The sequence below is a fragment of the Rudanella paleaurantiibacter genome (assembly GCF_009184635.1).
Taxonomy (GTDB): domain Bacteria; phylum Bacteroidota; class Bacteroidia; order Cytophagales; family Spirosomataceae; genus Rudanella; species Rudanella paleaurantiibacter.
In genome coordinates, this window is record NZ_WELI01000005.1 from 31,040 (window position 1) to 50,483 (window position 19,444).

General features: G+C 55.8%; 16 protein-coding genes. 15 read left to right on the plus strand and 1 reads right to left on the minus strand.

Translation table 11 applies throughout. The features are described from left to right. The first annotated feature begins 38 nt into the window (after positions 1-38). The 14 genes from uxuA to F5984_RS12310 all read left to right on the plus strand — a co-directional run bounded on the left by uxuA (position 39) and on the right by F5984_RS12310 (position 17,605). The gene (gene uxuA / locus F5984_RS12245; RefSeq protein ID WP_152124568.1) at positions 39-1,259 is read left to right on the plus strand and encodes a mannonate dehydratase; all 1,221 of its coding nucleotides are present in this window, start codon (positions 39-41) and stop codon (positions 1,257-1,259) included. Between the two features lie 268 nt (positions 1,260-1,527). After that, positions 1,528-3,639: an alpha-glucuronidase family glycosyl hydrolase gene (locus tag F5984_RS12250; RefSeq protein WP_152124569.1), complete on the plus strand. Its 2,112-nt coding sequence runs from the start codon at positions 1,528-1,530 to the stop codon at positions 3,637-3,639. Next, the gene (locus F5984_RS12255; protein ID WP_152124570.1) at positions 3,639-4,469 is read left to right on the plus strand and encodes an SDR family NAD(P)-dependent oxidoreductase; all 831 of its coding nucleotides are present in this window, start codon (positions 3,639-3,641) and stop codon (positions 4,467-4,469) included. Before F5984_RS12250 ends, F5984_RS12255 begins: the two co-directional genes overlap by 1 nt. Positions 4,470-4,751: 282 nt before the next feature. Continuing rightward, positions 4,752-5,156 (plus strand): Dabb family protein, encoded by a 405-nt coding sequence (locus F5984_RS12260; RefSeq protein WP_152124571.1) that lies wholly within the window; start codon positions 4,752-4,754, stop codon positions 5,154-5,156. A gap of 136 nt (positions 5,157-5,292) precedes the next feature. Further along, the gene (locus F5984_RS12265; RefSeq protein ID WP_152124572.1) at positions 5,293-6,144 is read left to right on the plus strand and encodes a pirin family protein; all 852 of its coding nucleotides are present in this window, start codon (positions 5,293-5,295) and stop codon (positions 6,142-6,144) included. A 12-nt stretch (positions 6,145-6,156) separates the two neighbouring features. Further along, positions 6,157-7,221 carry an endo-1,4-beta-xylanase gene (locus F5984_RS12270; RefSeq protein ID WP_152124573.1) on the plus strand — a complete coding sequence of 355 codons (1,065 nt, stop codon included), beginning with the start codon at positions 6,157-6,159 and terminating at the stop codon, positions 7,219-7,221. Positions 7,222-7,239: 18 nt separating this feature from the next. Beyond that, complete coding sequence (locus tag F5984_RS12275; protein ID WP_152124574.1) at positions 7,240-8,292, plus strand: glycoside hydrolase family 43 protein; 1,053 nt, start codon at positions 7,240-7,242, stop codon at positions 8,290-8,292. A 226-nt stretch (positions 8,293-8,518) separates the two neighbouring features. Next, positions 8,519-9,103 carry a pseudouridine synthase gene (locus F5984_RS12280; RefSeq protein WP_152124575.1) on the plus strand — a complete coding sequence of 195 codons (585 nt, stop codon included), beginning with the start codon at positions 8,519-8,521 and terminating at the stop codon, positions 9,101-9,103. Positions 9,104-9,145: 42 nt separating this feature from the next. Then, complete coding sequence (locus F5984_RS12285) at positions 9,146-10,123, plus strand: AAA family ATPase (protein ID WP_152124576.1); 978 nt, start codon at positions 9,146-9,148, stop codon at positions 10,121-10,123. 105 nt (positions 10,124-10,228) lie between these two features. After that, complete coding sequence (locus F5984_RS12290) at positions 10,229-11,665, plus strand: sensor histidine kinase (protein ID WP_152124577.1); 1,437 nt, start codon at positions 10,229-10,231, stop codon at positions 11,663-11,665. Between the two features lie 111 nt (positions 11,666-11,776). Further along, positions 11,777-12,361 carry an RNA polymerase sigma factor gene (locus F5984_RS12295; protein ID WP_152124578.1) on the plus strand — a complete coding sequence of 195 codons (585 nt, stop codon included), beginning with the start codon at positions 11,777-11,779 and terminating at the stop codon, positions 12,359-12,361. 24 nt (positions 12,362-12,385) lie between these two features. Then, positions 12,386-13,099 carry a hypothetical protein gene (locus tag F5984_RS12300; protein WP_152124579.1) on the plus strand — a complete coding sequence of 238 codons (714 nt, stop codon included), beginning with the start codon at positions 12,386-12,388 and terminating at the stop codon, positions 13,097-13,099. Between the two features lie 222 nt (positions 13,100-13,321). Continuing rightward, positions 13,322-14,827 (plus strand): S8 family peptidase, encoded by a 1,506-nt coding sequence (locus F5984_RS12305; RefSeq protein WP_185155500.1) that lies wholly within the window; start codon positions 13,322-13,324, stop codon positions 14,825-14,827. 6 nt (positions 14,828-14,833) lie between these two features. Further along, complete coding sequence (locus F5984_RS12310; protein WP_152124581.1) at positions 14,834-17,605, plus strand: CHAT domain-containing protein; 2,772 nt, start codon at positions 14,834-14,836, stop codon at positions 17,603-17,605. Here F5984_RS12310 and F5984_RS12315 read toward each other — a convergent pair. Beyond that, on the minus strand, positions 17,571-18,188 hold the full coding sequence (locus tag F5984_RS12315) for a 3'-5' exonuclease (RefSeq protein ID WP_152124582.1): 618 nt from the start codon (positions 18,186-18,188) through the stop codon (positions 17,571-17,573). The two genes, F5984_RS12310 and F5984_RS12315, sit on opposite strands and share 35 nt — an antisense overlap. A 321-nt stretch (positions 18,189-18,509) precedes the next feature. On the opposite strand from F5984_RS12315, the gene F5984_RS12320 reads away from it, so the two are divergent. Beyond that, positions 18,510-19,442 (plus strand): hypothetical protein, encoded by a 933-nt coding sequence (locus tag F5984_RS12320; RefSeq protein WP_152124583.1) that lies wholly within the window; start codon positions 18,510-18,512, stop codon positions 19,440-19,442. The last annotated feature ends 2 nt before the right edge of the window (positions 19,443-19,444 follow it).

Below are 19,444 nucleotides of genomic sequence, written 5' to 3' on the forward strand. Positions count from 1 at the left end.
CGAAACAGGTGAATTAACGGAGTTATTGATCGTAAAGAATGGGAATGGTACAAACAATGCGCTGGTTCGGGCCGAACGACCCGGTGTCACTCATGGATATTCGGCAGGCAGGGTGCACGGGCGTCGTAACGGCCCTGCATCAGATTCCGGTCGGGGAGGTGTGGTCGGTGGCGGCTATTCGCGAGCGTATTGCTCTGGTCGAGGCCGACAATGCCCGGTACACACCCCTGCACTGGGCGGTGGTAGAGAGCCTGCCCGTCCACGAAGACATCAAGAAACAGGGACCCGGCCGTGACCGGTTTATCGAAAACTACAAAACGTCGATTCGGAATCTGGCCGCGTGCGGCATCCGAACCGTCTGCTATAATTTCATGCCTGTGCTCGACTGGTCGCGCACAAATCTGCACTACGAAATGCCCGACGGTTCACGCGGGCTTCGGTTTGTCTGGGAAGACTTTGCCCTGTTCGACCTGTGTATTCTCCGGCGGCCCGGTGCCGAAGCGGCCTACGAGCCCGAGGTTATCGAGTCGGCCCGCGCCCGGTACGCCCAATTATCGGCCGAGGCCATCGCCGAGCTCACATCGGTCGTACTACTGGGGCTACCCGGTTCCGAAGAAGCGTTTTCGCTCGAAACGTTTCAGGGCCTGCTCGATGGGTACGCGGCCATTGGTGATGCCGAACTGCGGCAGAATCTGTACGCATTCATTGCCGAAGTGGCCCCGGTAGCGGCCGAGGTGGGCGTCAATCTCTGTATTCACCCCGACGACCCACCGTTTCCGTTGCTTGGTCTGCCCCGCGTGGTCAGCACCGAGTCCGATCTGGCTCAGTTGATGGAGGCCTGCCCGCTGCGGGCCAACGGCATTACGTTCTGCACCGGCTCGCTCGGTGTGCGACCCGACAACGATCTGCCCGGTATGGTGCAACGCTGGGGCGACCGCATCCATTTTATCCATCTCCGTACAACTAAGCGCGAAAATGAGGGGCCACCAACCCGCCCCCGCGACTTTCACGAAGCCGACCACCTGGCGGGCGACGTAGACATGTACGCGGTGGTGAAGGCGCTGGTACTCGAAGAGCAACGGCGCGCTGAGGCTGGCCTTGGCGAAACGAGCATCCCGATGCGGCCCGACCACGGACATCAGATGCTCGACGATTTAAACAAGAAAACCTATCCCGGCTATTCGGCCATCGGACGCCTGCGTGGCCTCGCCGAGTTGCGTGGTCTGGAACTGGGTATCCGTCGGGGGTTGGGGGTGTAGTTTTTGGCTTATAAGTGAATGAACAAGGTGAAATGCATAATGAATAATTGTATTGCCTGCTGATAATCAGCCATTTCGTTATACATTTTACATTGTTCATTATACATTTAATTCAGTCTGGTTACTTAGTTTTTGGTTGATTGCGCTATAAGTGATTTAAGCAGAGCCTGTTGGTTGGTTTGGATTAAGGTCGCCGGGCTTCGCATCACGCATTGCCAAACCGGTGCGCCGGAGCGACGGCCCGCACTCTTTCACTCTTTCACGCTTTATGATAAAGAAACTTCTTCTGGGCTTGCTGCTGGCGAGCCATGTGGTTTGTGCCGATGATGGGTATCGGCTCTGGCTTAAGTACGATCCGTTGCCCGATGCTACTCAACGGGCCAACTATGCCCGGTCGGCCGGGTTTATTGCCGTTTCGGGAAATGACCCGGTGCTACGAACGGCGGCCTCCGAATTACAGGCCGGGTTGCAGGGGTTACTGGGCAAACCGGTGCCGGTCATTGGCTCGGCCGCTGGCCGAACGGGCGGTATTGTGTTGCAGGTGGGTAGCGACCCCGCCCTTAACCGCGAAGGCTACCGACTGGCATCGCGTGGAAATAACCTGGTGGTAAGTGCCAACAGCGCGTCGGGTGTGTTGTACGGAGCATTTGCCTTGTTACGGCAGGTACAGACCGGTGCATCGGTGGCCAATCTGTCCGTAACCAGCAACCCGAAAGTGAAGCTCCGAATGCTCAACCACTGGGATAATGTCAACGGCACCATCGAACGAGGGTACGCCGGTTCGTCGCTCTGGAAATGGTACGAGTTGCCCGAACGTATCGACCCGCGTTACCGCGACTACGCCCGCGCCAATGCATCGCTGGGGATTAACGGCACGGTGGTAAACAACGTCAACGCCAGTCCCCGGTTCATGACCGACGAGTATATTAAAAAGGTAGCGGCTTTGGCCGATGTGTTCCGCCCCTACGGTATTCGGGTGTACCTGTCGGTCTACTTCCCGGCTTCCAAGGTAGTGAACGGGCCGGGCAAACCCGCCCTGAAGTCGGCCGACCCGCTTGATCCGGCCGTTCGGCAGTGGTGGGCCGAGAAGGTAAACGAGATTTACGCCCAAATTCCTGACTTCGGTGGGTTTCTGGTGAAGGCCAATTCGGAAGGGGAGCCCGGTCCGCAGGATTACGGCCGCACCCATGCCGACGGGGCCAATATGCTCGCCGAAGCGCTCGGTACCCACGACGGAGTGGTCATCTGGCGGTCGTTTGTGTACAAACCCGCCGAAAATGCCGACCGTTTCCGGGCGGCCTACGAAGAGTTTACCCCACTCGACGGTAAATTCCACCCGAAGGTGATTGTACAGGTGAAAAACGGCCCGATTGATTTTCAGGTTCGTGAGCCCTTTTCCCCTTTATTCGGGGCCATGCCCAAAACGCCCCTCGCTATGGAGTTTCAGCTGACGCAGGAATACCTGGGCTTTGCTACGCACATGGTGTACGAAGCCCCGATGTTCAAGGAGTGCTTAGACACCGACACCCACGTGAAAGGCCCTGGCTCGACGGTGGCGAAGGTAATCGACGGGAGTCTGCACGGGTATGAACAAACCGCTATGGCCGGGGTCGCCAACACGGGCTCCGACCGCAACTGGACGGGCCACACCATGGGACAGGCCAACTGGTACGCGTTCGGACGGCTCGCCTGGGATCATACCCTTCCGTCGGACGGCATTGCCCGCGAGTGGGTGCAAATGACCCTCACCCGGCAACCGAAAGCGGTACAGACTATTACCGATCTGATGATGCGGTCGCGGGAGATTTACGTGAACTATACCAATCCGTTGGGATTACACCATATTATGGGCTACGGAATCCACTACGGCCCCGAACCCTGGCTCGACAAAGCCCCCCGGCCTGACTGGCGGCATACCTACTACCACCGGGCCGACTCGGTTGGGGTTGGGTTTAACCGCACCGCTACGGGGAGCAACGCCCTAAGCCTGTACACCCCCCAGGTGCAACAGCAGTGGGAAAACCCCCAAACCACGCCTTTGCCGTATTTGCTCTGGTTTCATCATGTGCCCTGGAACCAGACACTGTCAACGGGTCGTTCGCTTTGGGATGAGCTGTGCGTCCGGTACTATACCGGTGCCGACTCGGTGCGCTGGATGCAGCAGCAGTGGGCACAGATGAAGCCCGCCCTCGACCCCGAACAGTTCGACGATGTGGCTGGCCGACTAGCGGTACAACAGAAAGAGGCTATCTGGTGGCGTGATGCCTGTGTGCTGTATTTTGGGCGGTTTGCCCGGCGGCCTATTCCGGCTCCGTTCAAAGCCCCCGACCGCTCGCTTGAAGAGGTCAAACGAATCGTTGACATTTACCAATTACGATAATGCAGGAAGTATCCGAATTACAGGCTGATGTGCCCGCTGCGGCTTCGGCCAAAACTGGCCCCGGCGCTTTTTCACTCGAAGGCAAAGTGGCCCTGATTACCGGTGGTGGCAGCGGCATTGGGTTCGATATGGCCCGGTGCATGGTGGCGGCTGGTGCTACGGTACTAATTACCGGCCGACGGGAAGCCCCTCTGCGCGAGGCCATTGCGGCCATCGGGGAGGGCCCCGCCCAGAACGCGGCCCATTATTACGTGAACGACGTTACCCAGCTCGACACCCTCGATGCGCTCGTCGAAACGGTGGAAGCCGCCTATGGCCCTATCGATGTGTTGGTGAACAATGCCGGCATCAATCTGAAAAAACCGGCCCTCGAAGTGACGGACGAAGACTTCAACCGGATCATCCAGACGAACCTAAACGCCGTGTTTGCCTTGACCCGGGCGTGTGGTCGGCGGATGGTAGCCCGGCAGCAGGGGTCAATTATCATGATCTCATCGATGGCTGCTTATTACGGCATCGACCGGGTGGTGGCCTACGCAGCGTCAAAATCGGCGGTGGAGGGCATGGTGAAAGTGCTGGCGTCCGAGTTTTCGGGTCATAACGTACGGGTCAACGCCATAGCGCCCGGCTTTATCGAAACCGAAATGAGCAAGGTGGCCATGAACGGTGACCCCGACCGGCGCGACCGGGCCATGCGCCGTACCCCCATGGGGAAATTTGGCAAACCCGAAGATATTGGCTGGGCGGCAGTCTTTCTGGCGTCCGATGCGGCCCGGTACATCACGGGCGCATCGCTGCCTGTTGATGGTGGAAATTCGATTGGGTTTTAAAAAAGGGGAGGAAAGGGAAAAAGGAGAAAGTGAAAGGGAAAAAGAAAATATGATTCCCGTTACAAATACGTACTGGAATGTTTAACTCCGGGTGTGTCGGCTCTTTTCAGTACTGGACATTCGGACTTCAGACACTGGACATTAGACTTACTACCTTTATATAGGAAGGTCTAACGTCTAATGTCCAGCATCTAATGTCCAGTACTGAGCCGACTCTTACTCCCTTCTCCCTTTTTCCTTTTTCTTTCTCCCGCAAACAAGTACAAACTATAACTCTATTTCATGAATCGTCGCGATTTTATCCAGCAGGCACCCCAAACGGTGGCCGCAGCTACCCTGATTAGTCCCGCTGCCCCTGAGTCGGCACCGGCCCGGCCGTTTGTGCACCACGTCTATTTTTGGCTGGCTAACCCCGATAGCGAGGCCGACCGGAAACAACTGCTGGCCGCCCTCGAAACGCTGAAAACGGTACCGGTTATCCGGCAGGCCTATATCGGTACGCCCGCGAGTACCAACCGCGACGTCATCGACCGCTCGTATCAGGTTTCGTGGCTCTTGTTTTTTGACTCCCTGGCCGATGAGGAAGTGTATCAGAAACATCCCATTCACCTCGAATTTGTCAAAAAGCACAGCCATCTCTGGAAAAAAGTAGTCGTGTACGATTCGGTCAGTTTGTCAACCAAATAGTTTTTAGTTTTTCGTTCTTAGTTTTTGGTTGGCGAAGAGCAGTGTAACAGGAGTGGGTATGACGTTTGCTCGAACCAGCCCCTGACACTGCGAACTATACACAAAAACGTAGAACCATACACTGTAAACCATACCTATGAGAACCATAAAGCGAGTGCATCGGGCCGAGTATCGCCCGATTGCCGATCTGATTACCTATTCACCCCTGCCGACGCGCCAACTGGCGCAGATCGACCCGTTTTTATTTCTGAATCATCACGGTTACCAGACCTACCCGCCCCACAACCACGGGCTGCCCTTCGGACCGCACCCACACCGGGGCATGGAAACGGTCACGTTTATTGTCGAGGGCGACATCATGCACAAAGACTCGCAGGGGTATCAGAGCGTGATTACGGCCGGTGGGGTGCAGTGGATGACTGCCGGGCGTGGACTGATTCACGCCGAAGTGTCGTCAGATACGTTCCGGCGTGAGGGTGGCCCGCTCGAAATCCTTCAGCTTTGGGTGAACCTGCCCGCCCGGTTCAAAATGACCGAACCTGCCTACACGGGTTTGCAGCGCGACGACATTCCAGGCGTCAGTCCCGCCGAAGGCGTGCAGATTCGGTTGGTGTCGGGCAACTGGGTCGGGCAGTCGGGCGCGTTTTCGACCCTGACCGATGTGTTTCTGGCAACGGTGGAGCTGAAAGCGGGTACGGCTGTAACCCTGCCCGTAGATGCGAGCCGGAATATCCTGTTTTACCTCATTCGGGGTATGCTCACCGTAAACGGGCAGGCGGTGACGCAGCGCGAACTGGTAGAGTTTAACCGGGATGGCGAGTCGCTCGACATCACCGCAACGACCGACGCTCTGCTGTTGTTTGGTCATGCCCAGCCGTTCGATGAGCCGGTGGTAGCCAACGGGCCGTTTGTGATGAATACCGAAGAAGAAATCCGGCAGGCGTACACCGATTACCGCATGGGAAAGTTTGGTATCTGGAACGAGTAACCCCTTACTTCTATGAAACCCTTATCGCTTCTGGGCCTCGGAGCCCTGTTTCTGTCCGTTTCTTTTGTGCCGCCCGAAAAAGGGCTGAAGGATTATTACAAAGACTATTTCCCGATTGGAGCGGCCGTTGCCCCACGCAACCTGACGGGTCCCGAAGCGGACCTGATTCGGCAGCAGTTCAACAGCATCACGGCCGAGAACGCCATGAAGATGGGGCCGATTCATCCCGAAGAAGGACGCTATAACTGGACCGATGCCGACGCCATTGTGCAGTTTGCCACTCAGAACGGGATTCGGATGCGGGGGCATACGTTGTGCTGGCATAACCAGACCCCCCGCTGGTTTTTTACAGATGCGGCTGGTAATCCCGTCACCAAAGAGGTGTTGCTGGCCCGGCTGAAAAGCCATATCGAAACCGTAGTAGGTCGGTACAAGGGTAAAGTGTACGCCTGGGACGTAGTCAACGAAGCTATTCCCGACGGGGGAACTGACTTTTACCGCAAATCGAAATTCTACGAAATCATCGGCGAAGAGTACATTGAGCGGGCGTTTGAATATGCGCACGCGGCCGACCCCAACGCCCAGTTGTTCTATAACGACTACAACACCGAGAGTCCGGGCAAGCGGGAGCGAATTTATGGGCTTGTGAAGCGGCTCAAGGAGAAAGGCGTACCTATTCATGGCGTTGGGTTGCAGGGACACTGGTCGCTGCAAGAGCCTACGGCGGCCGGGCTCGAAGAGTCGATTACCCGGTTTGCGAGCCTGGGGCTAAAGGTGCAAATCACGGAGCTCGACGTGTCGGTGTACCCGAAAGAACACGAACGGCGCGCCCGGCGCGAGACGGATAAGAGTGAGTTTACCCCCGAAATGAACGAAAAACAGGCCGCACACTACAAGATGCTGTTCTCGGTGCTGCGGAAGCATAAAAAGGACATCACGGGCGTGACGTTCTGGAATGTCTCGGATAAATCCTCGTGGCTCGACAATTTCCCGGTACAAAACCGCAAAGATTACCCTTTGCTGTTCGACGTTAATCTGGCACCCAAAAAAGCGTTCCACGAAGTGGTCAATTTTTAACTACGTACGATAACCATCATGACACGATACTCACAGGCTGCGCTGACAGCCATTTTGCTGGCGGGTCCCGGGCTACTCAGCGGCTTTGGACAAGCCCCGCGTAAATACCTCGAAAAACCGCTGGTGAGCCATATTTACACCGCCGACCCGTCGGCGCATGTGTTCAACGGCCGAATCTATATTTACCCCTCGCACGATATTGACGCGGGGGTGAAAGAAGACGATAAGGGCAGCCACTTTGCCATGCGCGACTACCACGTGCTGTCGATGGATAAAATTGGCGGCAAAGTGACGGATCACGGGGTTGCTCTCGACCTGAAGGATATTCCGTGGGCCGGTCGGCAGCTTTGGGCACCCGATGCGGCCTATAAAAACGGTACGTATTATCTGTATTTCCCCGTCAAGGACAAACAGGATGTGTTTCGGATGGGTGTGGCCACGAGCAAATCACCGACAGGGCCGTTTAAAGCCGAACCCCAACCCATTGCCGGTAGTTATAGCATCGACCCGGCGGTGTTTACTGATACCGATGGTACATCGTACATGTACTTCGGGGGCATCTGGGGTGGACAGCTCCAGAAATGGGCGTCGGGCCAGTACGATGCGAATGGCTCTGATACGGATCTGGGTAAGCCCGATCAACCGGCCCTGAGCGCTAAAGTGGCTCGTCTGAGCGCCGACATGCTCCGGTTCGATGAGACCGCCCGCGACGTGCAGATTCTGGACGAAGCCGGTAAGCCTATTCTGGCCGGTGACCACAACCGGCGGTTTTTTGAAGGGGGCTGGCTCCACAAGTTCGGGGGCAAGTACTATTTCTCGTACTCTACCGGCGATACGCACCTTCTGGCTTATGCTGTTGGCGACTCTCCCTACGGCCCATTTACGTACAAGGGCGTAATTATGAATCCCGTTACGGGCTGGACGACCCATCATTCTATTGTCGAGGTGAAGGGGAAGTGGTATATTTTTTACCACGACGTGGAGCTGTCGGGTAAAACCCACCTGCGCAACGTGAAAGTCACCGAACTGAAACGGAAACCAGACGGTACCATCGAGACGATTAATCCGTGAAGAATGAATAATGTAAAATGAAGAATGTGTAATGGATAATGAACGGCTTGATAGTTAGCTTAATTACACATTACACATTCTTCATTTTATATTACAGATTACATTTTTCATTATCCATTAAAAAAATGCCCCGGTCGTGTGTCGGCTGGGGCATTTTTTTGCCTGGCCGTTTGGGTTTACTCTGCCGGATTTGAGGTTAGGGGGTACTATGAACTACTTTTGTGGTATGTACTTCCTTATATACAAGCCCTACCTGATGCTGTCGCAGTTTTCGAAAGAAGGCGATAAACCCACGCTGGCCGATTTGCCCGTTACCCTGGCGCGGGATGTGTACCCGGTTGGGCGGCTCGATGCCGATTCGGAAGGGCTGCTGCTGCTCACGAGTGATACCACTTTGAATCATCGATTGCTTAATCCCCGGTTTCGGCATGAGCGAACCTATTGGGTGCAGGTGGAGGGGGCTATTACCGACGAAGCCCTGACGAAGCTGGCCTCCGGGGTGCGCATCAGCGTGGACGGTAAACCGTACGATACGCTGCCCGCACGCGTCGAGAAGCTGGAAGGGGCTGAGGATCGACTGCCCCCGCGTAACCCGCCTATTCGGTACCGGGCCAGTATTCCCACCAGTTGGATTGCCCTGACCCTACACGAGGGTAAAAACCGGCAGGTACGCCGAATGACGGCCGCTGTGGGCTTCCCGACGTTGCGGCTGGTGCGTTGGGCTATCAAAGGACTGACCGCCGAGGGCATGCAGCCGGGCGAGGTTCGGCCTCTGAGTCGGGCCGATCTCAAAGCCGCTCAGGTTATTTAGCCCACGTTCTCCTTTTTTCCTTTCCTCCCTTTTCCCATTCCCATGTTTTCCCACGGTTTGGTTTTCGGTAAGTTCATGCCGGTACATGCGGGGCACCTCGCCCTGATCGACTTTGCCCTGAAACAGTGCGAGCGGCTTACGGTTTCTATGAGCGTCACGCCCGATGACCCCATTTCACCGGCTCTGCGCGAACGGTGGCTGCGGGCACTACTTGCCGACAGGCCGGGGGTAGAGGTTGTGGTGGTAGACGACGATTTTCACGACCCGGCCCTGCCGCTGTACGAAGCTACCAAAAGCTGGGCGCGGTTTATCCGGCAACGTTTCCCGGACGTGGATGCCTTTTTTTGTTCGGAAGCGTACGGAGCCCCCTTGTCTGAGCATCTCCAACGGCCCTGTATCCTGTTTGATCCCCAACGGGTAGGGGTGCCGGTGTCGGCTACGCAGATTCGTACCCATCCGTATCGGTACTGGGAATTTATTCCGGTTGTAGTGCGGCCTTATTTCACCAAACGGGTTTGTTTGTACGGCCCCGAAAGTGTGGGCAAAACCACCACCGGTCGCCAATTGGCCGACCACTACCAAACAGCCTTTGTGCACGAGGTAGCCCGCGACCTGATTACCGACAACGCATTCAGCCTCGACGACATTGTGAAAATTGGCCACGCCCAAAGCCAGGCGGTGTTACAGGCTATGGAGCGGGCGAATAAAGTGCTCATTTGCGATACCGACGTTATCACGACGGGTTTGTATTCCGAGATATACCTGAACGAGGTTCCGCCTGTTTTAGCAGAGCTGGAAGCGCAAGTGCCCTACGACCTGTATTTTCTGCTCGATATTGATGTGCCCTGGGTGGCCGACGGCCTGCGGGATCTGGGACACCGGCGGCAGGAGATGTTCGACCGGTTCAAAGCGGCTCTTGATAGGCGCAACATCGCATACGTGCGGGTTTCGGGCGACTGGGCCACGCGCTGGCAGACCCTGACGGACGCGATTGACGCCTTGCTGGAAGCGGGTTTCTGATGACGTTCGATAAAAGAGGGGCGGTAGAGAATCCAATTTGACGTTCTTTAAAGGGCAGTCGACACGTGTCTTACCTCCAGCAGTCCAACCTCTAACAGTCAATTCATGAACGGGATACCGGCTTATGGTACGCTTCGGGTTTTTCTCGACGGTATGTTGGGAATGATGGTGTTGTATGCCTTGCTCTCGTTTGTGCAGCAGCGGAAAGCCATTTACTGGCAGTATGCCCTGTACATTTTGTGCATGGTCATCACGTTTCGGCTCGATGACTCCGACTATGCGTCGGCTGATTACGCTCCCGGTGCCAACTATGCGGTAGCCCTGCTGGAATCCATTGCGTTTATCCTATATATACGCTTCGCCATTCTGCTCATCAATATTCCGCAGAAAGACCCGTTTAGCTACCGGTTGATGCGGATGATGACCGCGCTACTGGTAGTTGGGTCGGTGCTCGATACGGTGCTTTGGCTGGCTGGTGTTTCCGACGCAGCCCGGAGTTTGCTTTACACGGTTAACCGATTCATTCTCGCGGCTTTAGCCCTGGTGGTTGTGCCCCGGATTGTGCGGTTGCGGCAGCCGGTTATTTCGTATTTTATCCTTGGTTCGTTCTTTTTTGTCAGCGGGTGTGTGTTTGCGCTCTGCATTAATTTTATTCCCGCCGTATTTACCCGGCAACTGAGCAATCCGTTTTCGTTTCCGGTTACCTATATTCAGATGGGGGTCGTGTTGGAGGTGCTCTGCTTTACTCTCGGACTCGCCCGGCTCAATAACCAGAACGAACTCGAAAAACAGCAGATTCAGGCTCAACTGATCGAGCAGCTTCAGGAAAACGAACGCAAGCAGCAGAAGCTCCAGCGCATCCGCGACGATATTGCCCGCGACCTGCACGATGAACTCGGGGCCGATCTGGGTGGTATCGGTATGCTCGCCATGGCGGCCAGTCGGCAGCTGCGCCATGAGACCACCGGGGGCGTCCGTTCTGCCCGCCTTACTACAGAGGAGGCTGTGATACCGGAGACCGACACCGCCGTTTCAGATAAGTTAACGCTTATCAGTCAGGCTTCCCGGCGGGTGGTTGTTACCATGCGTGAGATCATCTGGAATCTCAATTCAATACACGATACCTTGCAGAATCTGGCGTTTCGGCTCGAAGAAACCGCCCGGAACCTGTTGGTTGGGCGGGCTATTACCCTTGATATTCAGCTGCCGTCGCCGGATACGGACTTGCCACTGCCGGCCGAGTACCGGCGGGATCTGTTTTTGCTGTTCAAAGAAGCGCTGCACAACCTCGTTCGTCATGCAGAGGCTACAGAAGTACAAATTCGGCTCTCGCTCGACCGCTCGGTACCGCATGAACCCCGAATCGAGCTACTCATTCGGGATAATGGCAATGGGTTTTCGTCTGGTCAGATAGGGTGTGGGGGTAATGGCCTGCGCAGCATGGAGCAGCGAGCCCGGTCGTTGTCGGGCACACTGGACATAGATTCAGTGCCGGGCGAGGGCACGACCCTGCGGTTTGTTGGGCCACTCCGGGAAAAATAGCGTGGCGTGTGTGGTAAGCCCTGCCTTTAATCGTCGGTCCGCGTTAACGGCTTGACATCGAGTATCCTTTTTCCGTACTTACCGGCTCATCCGTCTCTTTTCTCTTTGCCGATGTGGTTTTCTGCCCAGGTGCCTTCTGATGCCCAATGGATTGAGGAGCTACGTGCCGGTGGCACCCGTCGCCGACAGGCCGAAAACCGATTGTATGATCAGTACGCGTACCTGATTCGCGAAGGCGCGCGCAAACACCGGCTCGACCAGGAGCAAACCGCTACGGCTTACGCCGATGCCCTCCTGGCGCTGATTGAGCAGGTGGTTTCGGGTCGGTTCGAAGGGCGGTCGTCGCTCAAGACCTATCTCTACGGTCTTTTTTCAAACAAATGTGTTGACCAGATTCGTCGGAAAACGACTAATCGGGAAAGTGTGCATCAAGGTGTCGAAATCGACGGGGCTTTGCTGCAACTTCCCGACGAGTCCCGCTCGGTGGTGCAGCAGCTGATTGCGCAGTACGACGCTGGTCAATTGCGCCAACGGCTGCGGTTGCTGGGCGAAAAATGCCAGTCGATGCTGTTGGCGTGGGGGGATGGCTTTTCGGACGACGACATTGCCCAACAACAGGGGTATAACTCGTCGGCGGTGGCCAAAACCAGTCGGCTGCGTTGTCTGGATAAACTGCGGGAACTCTACCGAACCTAACCGACCTTCGGGTCGCCTGTGCGTATGACGGACTGGAACCTTATTGACGACTACTTTGCCAATCGGCTCTCCGGCGATGCCCGTACCCGATTCGAACAGGCTCTGCAAACTGACCCGGACGTAGCGGATGCCGTAGCGTTTTATCTGGCGGCCCGGAGCGAGGCCCGGCAGGAAGCCCAGGACAAACGGCGTGCCGAGTGGCTCGGTCGGCCTATACCTACCCCTCAACGGTCGGTTTGGCCGTACGTTCTGGCTGCGGCCGCGAGTGTGGTTTTGCTGTTGGGTTTAGCCTGGGTTTTCTGGAGCCAAAATCCGTCTCCTGCCGAACTGGCTGATTCTTACATTGCCCGGCATACGGGACCGGGGGCCGTGACCATGGGGGCGGGTACCGACAGCCTGCAACAGGGGCTTGACCTGGCCAACCGGGGGGAATTGGCGCAAGCCGATACCCTCCTGACGGACCTTTACGGGCGGGAGCCCACGCAGAGTGACGTGTTAACCCAGTTGGGTTTGGTGGCGCTCCGGCGGGGGCAGTACGACCGGGCCATTGGTTTATTCCAGACGTTAAGTGCCCGAACTGACCTCTACGCGAATCCCGGTTTGTATTACGAAGCCCTCACTCGGTTGAAACGAAATGAACCGAATGATAAAAAGTTGGCTAAAGCGTTGCTACAGACCGTAATCCGTCGGAATTTGGAAGGAGCTGCTGAGGCCAGAGAACTGCTGGAGCAGCTGTAAGGAGTGAAGAGTTTAACGTTTAATGTACAATGAACAGTGCATAATGAATAATTGTGTTGCCTGTTGACAATCAGCTCTTTCGTTGTACATTTTACATTATTCATTTTAAGTGAATGAACCCTGTAAAATGCATAATGAATAATTGTATCGCCTGCTGACAATCAGCCATTTCATCCTACATTTTACATTATTCAGTATACATTAAACCCTAAATTAACCCCTGTGACCAACCCGTCTAAGCCTCTCAAACCGATTCCGCCATTCCGTGACGTCCGGTTTCTGGACCCTGCGTATCTGTTCGCGTCCGCACCCGATACGTTTCGGTCTATTTACGGTAAAACAGCCATTTTATACCGGGGTACCCCTGTTTTACCCGAGGAGTATATCCTGGTTGACGACGAGAGCGAGCTCAGTTTCCTGCGCCAGGGGGAACAGTATCGGCTTATTACAGGCCCTGACGCCGATGCCCAGCCGATTGTCAAGGTGCAAACCTATCGGTATTGTGGAGGCAAAGCACTCGTGTTACTGGTATCGAATGAGTCGCTCACACTGTTGAACGCACTGCCGCCCGGTGAGCGCATCGCAACGGTTCCCCTCAATCCGCAGTTGCCAACCGGATCTATTCGCCCGGGAGGGGGGAGTAGGGGCCGGGGGACGGGGCAAGATGGGAATACGAATCAAATCGGTCGGGGGCAGGACGGGAATACCAACCAGATTGGGCGTGGTCAGGATGGCAATACGAATCAGGTAGGCCGGGGGCAGGGGTATCCCAACGCGGTCGGGTTCCTGTATCCGGGTCAACAGTTCAACGGAACCGGACTCGTCACTGCCGATACCCTACACGGGTCGGGCCCAACGGTGGCTATTCTGGACTCTGGTCTGCAGCTGGCTGGGGGGGCGTATCCGAAACCTACGCGTGCTGTATCCTGCCAGACCACGCCCTGGGGGTGGGATTTCGTGGAGGAGGATGCCGACCCGACGGATGAGCAGTTTAATCGACATGGAACCCGGGTGGCCGGTATTATCCGGTCGGTTTGCCCGGAGGCTAACCTGCTGCCTGTTCGAATTGCCGACGCCCGGAATGTCTGTACCCTGTTCGATGTGCTTTCGGGACTGGAATATGCCGCTGCGCAAGGTGCCCGGATTATTAATGCCAGTTGGGTATTTGCCTGCGGAACAGACGAAACCATTCCGTTACTGCAGGCATCGTTGCAGCGGTTAGCGTACCGGGGGATTCTGGTGGTTTGTGCCGCCGGGAACGTGGGCGATGTCCCACCCGCTGGGTTACCTGCCATCCCTGCTATTGGGCATCAAATGGGCGATCTGCGGGTGCCTATGCTGGCACCGGCCTGTTCGAGCGCAGGTCTGTCGCACGTTATTACCGTTACATCGGTGGTCTCTCTGCCCACGGGTGAGCACGACGAAGCCGGGCGTCCCCGCTTCCGACGTACCGTTTGTGAGCTCAAGTCTGATACCTATGTATCGGTAGGTGTGCTGGTAAACGGTTCCGATGGACAGGGGCGGTTTGGTTCGTTCAAAACGCCCGATATTACCCCTGATTTTCGGGGGACCTCGTTTGCCGCTCCTTACGTGACGGGCCTCATTGCCCGTGCTATGCTGGCTGGCAAAGACCTGTCGTCGCGGGAAGCGGTGTTACGGTCGATAGGAGCCCGCCGGGATCTGTATCTACTCGACCAGATTGTGGGCGGTTTGTGGGTGAAACCCTGAGCAACCATGAAAGGAGTTTGGAAACCGGCGATTATTCTGGTGTTCCTGAGTGGAAACACGGCTGGGGCACAACCGGCACCAAAGGCGCTGGATTCGCTGGGTGCGCTCGAGTATTCGGTTCAAAAACCCCTGCTGCACCGGCTGGCTACCACCTGGCCTGAACGTGTTCCCAAAGACTCGGTATATGTTCGGCTCCTGACCGACCTGGCCCGCGCCTATGCCCAAACAGGCGAAGCCTCAACCGCCATCTCCTGGTTACAGACCCTACTCAGGCAGGCACAGGCGAATACACTCCGCCTGCCTGCCCACTCGGATGCGCTCGTAAAAGCGTATTATCGATTAGCGTATGTGCAGCAACAACAAAACCGACTCGCCGATGCCCGGGAAACCGGTCGGCAGGGATTACGGTTGGCGCAGCAGCACCCTCGAAGCAAATGGTCGTCCAATCTGTTTAGCCTGCTGGCGTACTTATGGAGTACCAATGGCGATTATGAACAAGCGGCCACCTTCGCCCGCCGGGGAGCGGCTATTGGCCGGGTAGTGGGCGATCCGTACGCGCAGGCGAATGGATACTACGAATGGGCAAAAGCCTGCCGCTCTCTGGATCAAACCGTGTTGGCCCGTCAGGCCATCGACAGTGCCATTGCCGTGGGGCGCCGGTATCCTGCCGAGGTTGATCTGTCCTTATATTATACGGTGAAAGCGTCGCTGTGTCAGCGGCAGCGTCAATATGCCCAAACCGAGTATTGGTTTGGGCAGGCCATTACCCTCAATCGGCAATTGGCCGATACGCTTGGGTTGGCCAGTAACTATACGGATCTGGGTTATTTTCTGGGCGAAACAGGCCGCTATGCCGAGGCTCTGCGCACCCTTACGCTGGCCGTTCAGTTGCATCCTAGCTCGAGCGGTCGGGCCGTTGCGCTCGATAACCTGGGGGTTCTGTCCGGAAAAATGAACCGGTGGGCCGAAGCGATTGGGTATTTTCAACGGGCGATCCAGATGTTAGTGCCCGCGTACCATGCCCGCCGACCCGATGGATGCCCCACCCAAACCCAGATTCGGTCGGCTCCCCACAAAGAATTCCTCCTGCCGATCCTCGAAAATATGGGGTTTGCCCTGTCGCAGCAGTCGGGCGAGGCCGGGTTGGCCAACGCACTGCGTACGTATCAACTGGCCGACGGGTTGGTTCACTATATGCGTTGGGAGCATACCGGCGATGGCTCCAAACTGTACTGGCGGAAGAAAACGCACCGGCTTTACGAACGAAGCATCGACGTAGCGTATCGACGTAATGATCCGGCTATGGTCTATTACTTCATGGAACGGAGCCGGGCGGTTTTGCTCACCGATCAGCTGAATGAATTAGGGGCGCGTCAGTTTTTGCCGACGCAATTGGCCCAAGAGGGAGAGCGGCTCAATCAGACCGTTGAACGTCTTCAGCAGGATCTTGCCCAAATGCCCGACCGAAACCCGCAGTACGATCGGATTCAGGCGCAGTTGTTAACCCAGATTGACCGGCGGGATTCGTTTCTGCAACGGTTGGCCCAAACGCATCCCCTGTATTTTAGCTATCGGTACAATAATACGATCCGCCCCCTGTCGGAGGTGGTGACCTGGCTCGGCAGTCGGCAGCAGTCGCTGGTGAGTTATTTTGTGGGCGATGCCGGCGTGTATATTCTTGGGGTTAGCTCGGTGGGCACTCGGTTGGTGCGTCAGCCACTTCAACCCTACACGGCTGTTTTGGACCAATGGCTTTCGTTGCTGCATCATCCGGCCCAATTGAATAGCCGGATGGATGCGTTTGTGCAGGCCGGTACAACCTTAAACCAGCTATTGCTCGCTCCGCTGCACTTGCCGCCCGGTCGGGTGGTGGTAGCCCCGGATGGGCCGTTTGTACCGTTCGAAGCCCTGTGTCGTTCGGCGCGGGTTCCGGTCGATTATCTGGTCAATACGTATGCGTTTAGTTACGGGTATTCGGTTGATCGGCTCCTGACCGAATCCCGGAATCAAATCCATCCGTCGAGCGATGGTAGTTTTGTGGGAATGGCCCCTGTATCCTTCGAGGCCGTGCCTGCTTCCCAACAACAGGCAACCCTTCTGGGGTCTGCCGAGTCGCTTGCCCGGATTGGGTCGTCTTTTTTTATGCCTACCGTACTGACGGGTAATGCCGCCACCCGAGCCCGCTTTCGGCAATTGGCCCCCTCTGCTTCGGTGGTGCAGTTGTTTACCCACGCTGATGCGGATACGCTGGCGCGTGAACCGGTCCTGTACTTTGCTGATTCTGTGCTTCGGTTGTCAGACCTTCAGGGGGGAGCGGGTTTCCGAACGCAGCTGCTGGTTTTGTCGGCCTGCAATACCGGTGTAGGTACCTACCGAAAAGGAGAGGGCGTGTTTAGTTTGGCGCGGGGATTTGCGGCCCTGGGCGTACCCAGCATGGTGACTTCGTTGCTGGGGGGGCCGAGTGGCTCCACTTACGCGATTACCGAATTATTCTATACCTATCTGGCGGAGGGGATGCCCCGTGATCTGGCGCTCCAGCGAGCCAAGCAGACGTGGCTCCGTCAGGCGTCCCGTAGCGAAAGCTTACCCAATGGGTGGGCGGGATTAATTCTTCTGGGCGAAACGGGACCTCTTCAGTTACCGAATCCGCTGGGGGTTTCGATGCAGAACGTAGGTAGGGTAGTGGCCGGAACCGGATTGCTGGCGGTGGGGTGGTGGTTTGGTGTCCGGTTCCGGCGTCGGTTCAAACGCCCGGCACAAATCCATCCCCCAGTTTAAACAGGCGTTTAAGGCAGTCGGCGGTTAGTTTGGCATCTTCGAGGGCATTATGGTAGGTGTCTTCTCGTTCAAAACCAAAATAGCCCGCAACGGCACCTAAGCTTAGTCCTTTTGGGGTAGGCTGTCCATTTTTCTTCAGAATCCGGAATACAAAATAGCTGAGGGTATGCAGGTCGAGCAGAACCCGCGAAAACGGCCATTTTAGTTTTTCGTACCGGTACGCTTCTTTCAGAAAGTGAATATCGTTGATCACACTTTGTCCGCAGATGACTACATCGCGGAGGTACGGTGTATTGTCCGTTGTTGGGTTCAGCTTACGAATCCCTAATTGATTGATGATCCACTCCTCCAGCTCGGGGAGTACATCGTACATCATGGGGGCGTCCTCGAGGTCGGCGAGGGTAAGGTTATGCACTTTCTGAGCCGATTGGGTAAAGGCTTCTTCGTTTTCGGGGTATACGTTGGTAAGGTACTGCCCTTTTTCAACCCAGTTATCGTCGAACAGCAGGGCACCAATCTGAATGATCTCGTTGTACTCCGGGTCTGGGCCCGACATCTCCAAGTCAAGTACTAAATAGGGCATGGGCGAGTTAAGTTAAAAAGGTATGTGTTGATATTGGTTACACGTTGGTTGAACCGGTTCGCGAAAGTACCGAGAAACCGGGATGAAAAGTTTGAAAAATTGGCCTTCTATTTTTCAACATGGAAACTTTTAGGCTAAGGTATCTGTTTAACTGTCATACAACCGCCAGAAGGCTTGCTCGATACCGGGCAAGCCTTTTTTGTTTCTGGGCCGTTTGGACGGTTTAGCAAAGAAATGGATAGACGACCGTTGGGTTGGTGTGTGGGGGATAAACCATTTCGGCCTACTTTAGCGTTTTAGTACCAACTAACGCTAATCGGCATGATGCGCACAGCTTACGAGAACGAAACCGAAGCCCGAACCTTCGCCTTTGCAGGGGCCTTTGCGGTAACCCTGTTGGTTTTGATCATTCTCTTCGTGGTCACCCTTTCCCAAACCATACCCCAACCTCCGCCCATTCAGTTCGTAGAGGTGAATTTTGGCACGGATGCCGTGGGTAGCGGTTCGATCCAGACCTATAACAAACCGAGCGATTCGAAAAACGCGGTCGATGTAAAGAAAGCTGAAGACCGCCCGAATCCGAAAGTAACAACCACGAATCGGGTGGAGCGCACACCGGTAGCCCCTGTTCCTAAAGTGGCCGAAACAAAGGTGAGTAAAACGGTTTCCGAGAAGCCTGTCATCGCCAGTAAGGTTGAAAGTCCGGTGAGTGTGCCTGAGAAAGCGGAGCCCAAGCGCACGGAAGCGCCCAAGCCAACTCCTGCGCCCCCTCGCGCAGAACCGGCCAAGAAAGTTGAAACCGTTGATCCGAATGCCTTATATAAACGCTCGTCGGGCGGAGGAGGCTCGAATGGTACTGTTGGTCGGGCGTCGGGTACGGGTGGAAACAATAACGGCGACGACCGGAGTGGGGTAGGCGATAAGGGCAACCCGGATGGCAAGATTGATGCTAAAGAGTATTACGGGAAACCGGGCGGTAGCAGTACCGGTGTAGCCTTTAATGTAGCCGGTTGGTCCATTGGAAATAAAGGCATTGATAAGGATGCCTCCGACGAAAGCGGAAAGATTGTGTTTCGGATTCGGGTCGATCAGCGCGGAGATATTGTTGCCGTGAATGTGGTGGAGACACAGGTGAGTCCGTCCATTACTGATTTTTATCGTCGCCAGATTCAGCGGTTGCGTCCGCAGCCCAAATCGTCGGTAGTTCCCGAGATTTCAACGGGCACCGTGGTTATTAATGTTCGTTCCCGTTAAGT